The sequence below is a fragment of the Pseudomonas sp. 382 genome, from assembly GCF_002759075.1.
GTDB lineage: Bacteria > Pseudomonadota > Gammaproteobacteria > Pseudomonadales > Pseudomonadaceae > Aquipseudomonas > Aquipseudomonas vlassakiae.
On sequence record NZ_PEMX01000074.1, the window covers coordinates 1 to 5,059 of the forward strand.

Sequence of the window (5,059 nt, forward strand, 5' to 3'; positions counted from 1 at the left end):
GGTAGGTCGCCGCGTGGGCAATCGGTATTTCGCCTTCGGGGGAACCCAGCCTCTCATAAGCCAGCGCGGCATTGAGCGCCAGTTGCAGCGCCTGCGGGTCGGCATTGCCGATGTCTTCGCTGGCCACTATCACCATGCGGCGGGTCACCTGGCTGACGTCGCCGCTACCGTCAAGGATGCGGGCCAGCCAATACAGGGCCGCATCAGGGTCGGAGCCCCGTAGCGACTTGTGGAAGGCTGAGAGCTGCCAGTAGAACTCGTCACCGCCCTTGTCGAACCTGCGCAGCGATGGACTGGTGGACAGCCTGGCGAACTCGCCATCGACCACGGTCTTGCCAGCGCCCGACGCCGCATTCGTCACCTGCTCAAGCAGATTGAGGAAGCGCCTGCCATCGCCATCGGCAAAGCCCTTGAGCAGATCCAGCGCGTCCGCGTCCAACGTGACGCCCTGGAGATGCGGCAGTGCGCGTTCGTAGGGTTGGTTCAGTTCGTCGCCGGATAGCGGTTCGAGGGTATAGACCTGCGCGCGCGAGAGCAGTGCGGAATTGACCGCCAGCCCCGGATGCTCGGTCGTCCCCCCCACCAGGGTCAGGAGCCCCGACTCGACATGGGGCAGTAGGGCATCCTGCTGCGCCTTGTTGAAGCGATGGATCTCATCGACGAAAAGCACCGTCGATCGACCATGGTTGTCCAGTTCTGCCTGGGCCTCGTCGATGGCTTGCCGGATGTCCTTCACCCCGGCCAGCACGGCCGAGATGGCGATGAATCGGCTGTCGGTCGCACTGGCGGCCAGGCGCCCCAGGGTGGTCTTGCCCACGCCTGGCGGCCCCCAGAGGATGAACGAGTGCAAATTGTCCGCCTCGAACGCGAGACGCAGCGGCTTGCCGGGGCCGAGCAAGTGCCGTTGCCCGACGAATTCGTCCAGCGCCTTGGGCCGCAGGAGTTCGGCCAAGGGGGGCTTGGGCTTTGTCGTGAATAGATCGGTCAAGTTCCTCTCCCTGGCATTTCTGATAGTTGACGTTCCGATAAGGTGGGCACCTCAATCCAGAGAGCCGGATTTATCCAACGCTGTGGGCTCTTTGTCGGCAATCGCATGCATGATGATGCGAGAGCCGCGGTAGCCGATGCTGTGGTTCCATACCCAGCTCAACGCGACGCTGAGCCGTTCTCCACCAGCGAGTAGCACAGGCTGGCAGGATCGAAGCGATCGACCTCCTTCTCCGTTTCCGGCGTCCACGGAAGAAGTCTCAAACGGATGCCGGATACGACCGGGCCGGGAGGAACAAATCCATGCTTGAACGGATTTTCGCCGCACGGCTCTCCCGTCTCGGAATCCAGCGAAGCGCACCAGAGATACGTTGAGAACTCGGTGTGCTTTTCACAGTGCAGGTCTCCCTCATCCCATGTCACGCCGTGAAGCGGCGTAGCGTGGTCGGGCTCGGCAACGCCGAAGCGATGAGACAACTCACTCATCGCCATCTGATCCCTGGCCTGATCGCCTTCGGTCATGAAAGCGAGCTGCAATATGCCGCGGGGGGCCTGAATCAAGAGATACGGGCGCGCATGCACTTCACCCACGGCCGCAGCACGATCGGCATAGGCCGGCATGCCGTACACGGTGGCGGTCAGGGCGGGTTGTACGGTCGTCGTATTGATGTTGGCCGGCTCTTGCATAACGACCTCATTTCTCATTGGTTGAAAAACACACTTCAAAGCAAATGCCCGCAGCCATGCGTTTCGCACATGGCTGCGGGCCGATCTTCATGAGCAGGCACCGCTCTACACGGTCCGTCTAATAGGCTCGCCGTATAGAGGCTTGTGCTGGCCCTTTCAGAACGCCCTCAGCTTCCTTGCTTTCAAACGAAGGTGTACGAGCAGACCTTGTTGCCCGCCGGATCACGCAGGTAGGCCGCATAGGCACCCGGCAGGTGGCCACGCGGGCCAGGCTGGCCCTCGTCGGTGCCGCCTGCGGCAAGGCCGGCGGCGTGGAAGGCATCCACTTCGGCGGGAGTGGCGGCCGCAAAGCCGACCGTCACACCGTTGCTGGAAGGCGCTTCACCATTGCCAGGACGGGCGATGATGAAAGCCGGCTTTTCGCGACCGAAAAGCACCCATCCGTTGCCGAAAGGACCGAGGTTCTTGATGCCGAGAGCACCCAGAGCGGCGTCATAGAACGCGGTCGACTTCTGGACGTCGGCGGCGCCGACGAAGACGTGCGAGAAGATGCCGTCGCCGGAAATGACAGGATTGGACATGGTTAATTTCCTTGGTGGCTGGTGTTGAATGGATAGTGAGTGATCAGTAGTGGATCACCGTGCGAATCGACTTGCCTTCATGCATCAGGTCGAAGGCCTTGTTGATGTCGTCGAGGCCCATGGTGTGGGTGACGAACGGGGCGAGATCGATCTCGCCTTTCATTGCGTCTTCCACCATGCCGGGAAGCTGAGTGCGGCCCTTGACCCCACCGAAAGCCGAACCCTTCCAGGTGCGACCGGTGACCAACTGGAACGGGCGGGTCGAAATTTCCTTGCCAGCACCAGCCACGCCGATGACGATCGACTGGCCCCAGCCGCGGTGGGCAGCTTCCAGAGCCGAACGCATCACGTCGACGTTGCCGATGCACTCGAAGGTGTGATCGACACCCCAGCCGGTCATCTCGATCAGAACCTCGTGAATCGGCTTGTCGAAGTCCTTCGGGTTGAGACATTCGGTCGCGCCGAAGGTACGAGCCAGTTCGAACTTCGCCGGATTGGTATCGATGGCGATGATGCGGCCCGCTTTGGCCTGGCGTGCACCTTGAATCGCAGCGAGACCGATGCCGCCGAGGCCGAAGATGGCCACCGAGTCGCCGGGCTGTACCTTGGCCGTGTTGTGCACGGCACCGATGCCGGTGGTCACGCCGCAGCCCAGCAGGCAGACGTGCTCGGGGTTGGCGTCCGGGTTGATCTTGGCCAGCGAGACTTCGGCGACGACCGTGTATTCGCTGAAGGTCGAGCAGCCCATGTAGTGGTAAAGCGGCTGACCGTTGTACGAGAAGCGAGTCGTACCATCGGGCATCAGCCCCTTGCCCTGGGTTGCACGAACCGCGACACACAGGTTGGTCTTGCCGGACTTGCAGAACAGGCACTCGCCGCATTCGGCGGTGTAAAGAGGAATGACGTGATCGCCAGGCTTCACGCTGGTCACACCTTCACCCACCTCCACGACGATACCCGCCCCCTCGTGACCCAGCACGACCGGGAATAGACCTTCGGGGTCATCGCCCGACAGGGTGAAGGCGTCGGTATGGCAAACGCCAGTATTTGTGATCCTTACGAGCACTTCGCCTTTGCGAGGCGGCTCAACGTCGATCTCGACGATTTCCAGCGGCTTTCCTGGCCCGAAGGCAACTGCTGCACGTGATTTCATGATGTCGCTTCCTTTACTAGCTAACTAAATTTGCCCTCACCGAGGACACCCTGGTGCCTCTACCGCAGATAGGAGCGGACGATAGAGATGGTCTCGTCAATGGACTTGTTCTGCGAATCGCTCCTGATTTCGCTACTGGGAAACTCTTCCCGCAGATAGCTCTCCAGAACCGTTGCCATCAATCCGTTGACTGCGCCACGAACGGCCGCAAGCTGCTGAAGAATTGCAGGACATTCCGCACCTGCATCAAGCGCTTGCTCAAGAGTCGCTACCTGACCTTTGATGCGCCTGATGCGCGTCAGTGCTTGCTTCTTTTCTTCCGGACTGTGTGGCATCGAACACCTCTCTACTTGGGTACACCGCCGCATTATACAATACTCCCCCATAGTATATGCGACCGAAAATCGACACAAGATCTGTGACGCTTCAAAATCGTAGACGTCAGCGGTCTTTACGGTGCCACTATGCCCCTCCCCGTCATGAACGGCACCAGAGGGTTTCATTCAAATGGTCACAAAATTTACGGCAGGCGATCACGTAAGCTGGAATTCGGAAGCGGGCCGCGTGAGTGGTACGATCATCAAGGTGCATACGAAGGACACCGATTACAAGGGCTACACGCGCCACGCAAGCGCCGACGAACCGCAGTACGAAATCAAGAGCGATAAGACAGAACATATTGCGATGCATAGGGGGTCGGCACTGCACAAGATCAGCTGACGACCCACGTCGCGTTCCGCGGATAGAAGAACGGTATCAGCGAGGTAGCTGTCGCCGGAAAACGAAAGCTTTTAAGAAAGAGAAAGGTTACCGAGAAAATGGCTGTCCCAAAAAACGCGGCCGCGGTCACGAAAGTTGTCAGCAAAACTGCTGTCACGAAGCACGATAGCGGTGTGACGATCTGGACGATCGGACATTCAACTCGGCCAATCGATGAATTTCTCGGTTTGCTGAACGAATACCAAATCGAGACAGTCGTCGACGTGCGTCGCTTTCCTGGGTCGAGGAAATATCCGCAATACGGCAAGGAGCAACTCGAAATAACGCTCGCGGAAAACTCTATAAATTATAAGTGGATAGAGGCGCTTGGCGGCCGACGACGTGCTTCACCAAATTCGGTCAATACAGCCTGGCGCAACACGTCCTTTCGTGGCTATGCCGACTACATGGACAGCCCCGAATTCGCACAAGGACTAACTCAGTTGCTGCAGCTCGCTACTAACGCGCGCACTGTCATCATGTGTGCTGAGGCGGTTTGGTGGCGCTGTCATCGTTCGATGATCGCGGACGAGCTATGCGTGCGTGACATTAAGATCATACATATCCTTGACGCCAAACACGAAGTCTTGCACCCAATGACGTCACCCGCACGCATCGTGCGCGGACGATTAACTTACACGCTGCCTTGAGCAGCAGATCGGCAGTACTAGTCTTTCAATACAAAACGCCCGATGCGGTGCATCAGACGTTAGGTTGAAAAAGTTGTAACCCTATTTGAGGACCAGACAGCAAACAAATCGGTCCCCTAAGAGGGTGTAGACAAAATAAACTAAACTCACCACTCCTTCAGCCTGGACAGCCTTGAAGTCATGCCTCGAACCGGACGCCCGCCCGCGATTGCCGCAGAGCAGTACCCAATGCTCGTCAAGCT

General features: G+C 58.8%; 6 protein-coding genes and 1 pseudogene. 2 read left to right on the plus strand and 5 right to left on the minus strand.

The window, feature by feature from the left end:
* The 5 genes and pseudogenes from CQW31_RS30490 to frmR all read right to left on the minus strand — a co-directional run.
* On the minus strand, positions 1-988 hold a 988-nt coding region (locus tag CQW31_RS30490), incomplete at its 3' end, for a replication-associated recombination protein A (protein WP_099816108.1).
* A 164-nt stretch (positions 989-1,152) separates the two neighbouring features.
* Positions 1,153-1,674, minus strand: a pseudogene (locus tag CQW31_RS30495) (DUF3422 family protein); the annotation flags it as partial.
* A 182-nt stretch (positions 1,675-1,856) separates the two neighbouring features.
* Positions 1,857-2,255: a VOC family protein gene (locus tag CQW31_RS30500; protein ID WP_009681673.1), complete on the minus strand. Its 399-nt coding sequence runs from the start codon at positions 2,253-2,255 to the stop codon at positions 1,857-1,859.
* A 43-nt stretch (positions 2,256-2,298) separates the two neighbouring features.
* Positions 2,299-3,408, minus strand: a complete 1,110-nt coding sequence (locus CQW31_RS30505; RefSeq protein ID WP_009681672.1) for an S-(hydroxymethyl)glutathione dehydrogenase/class III alcohol dehydrogenase — start codon at positions 3,406-3,408, stop codon at positions 2,299-2,301.
* Between the two features lie 59 nt (positions 3,409-3,467).
* A complete protein-coding gene (frmR, locus tag CQW31_RS30510) occupies positions 3,468-3,743 on the minus strand; it encodes a formaldehyde-responsive transcriptional repressor FrmR (RefSeq protein WP_007182548.1) in 276 nt (91 codons plus the stop codon).
* Between the two features lie 172 nt (positions 3,744-3,915).
* Here frmR and CQW31_RS30515 point away from each other — a divergent pair, with 172 nt between their 5' ends.
* Both CQW31_RS30515 and CQW31_RS30520 read left to right on the plus strand, forming a co-directional pair.
* Complete coding sequence (locus CQW31_RS30515; protein WP_009681671.1) at positions 3,916-4,128, plus strand: DUF2945 domain-containing protein; 213 nt, start codon at positions 3,916-3,918, stop codon at positions 4,126-4,128.
* 98 nt (positions 4,129-4,226) lie between these two features.
* Complete coding sequence (locus CQW31_RS30520) at positions 4,227-4,817, plus strand: DUF488 family protein (protein WP_009681670.1); 591 nt, start codon at positions 4,227-4,229, stop codon at positions 4,815-4,817.
* Positions 4,818-5,059 lie beyond the last annotated feature (242 nt).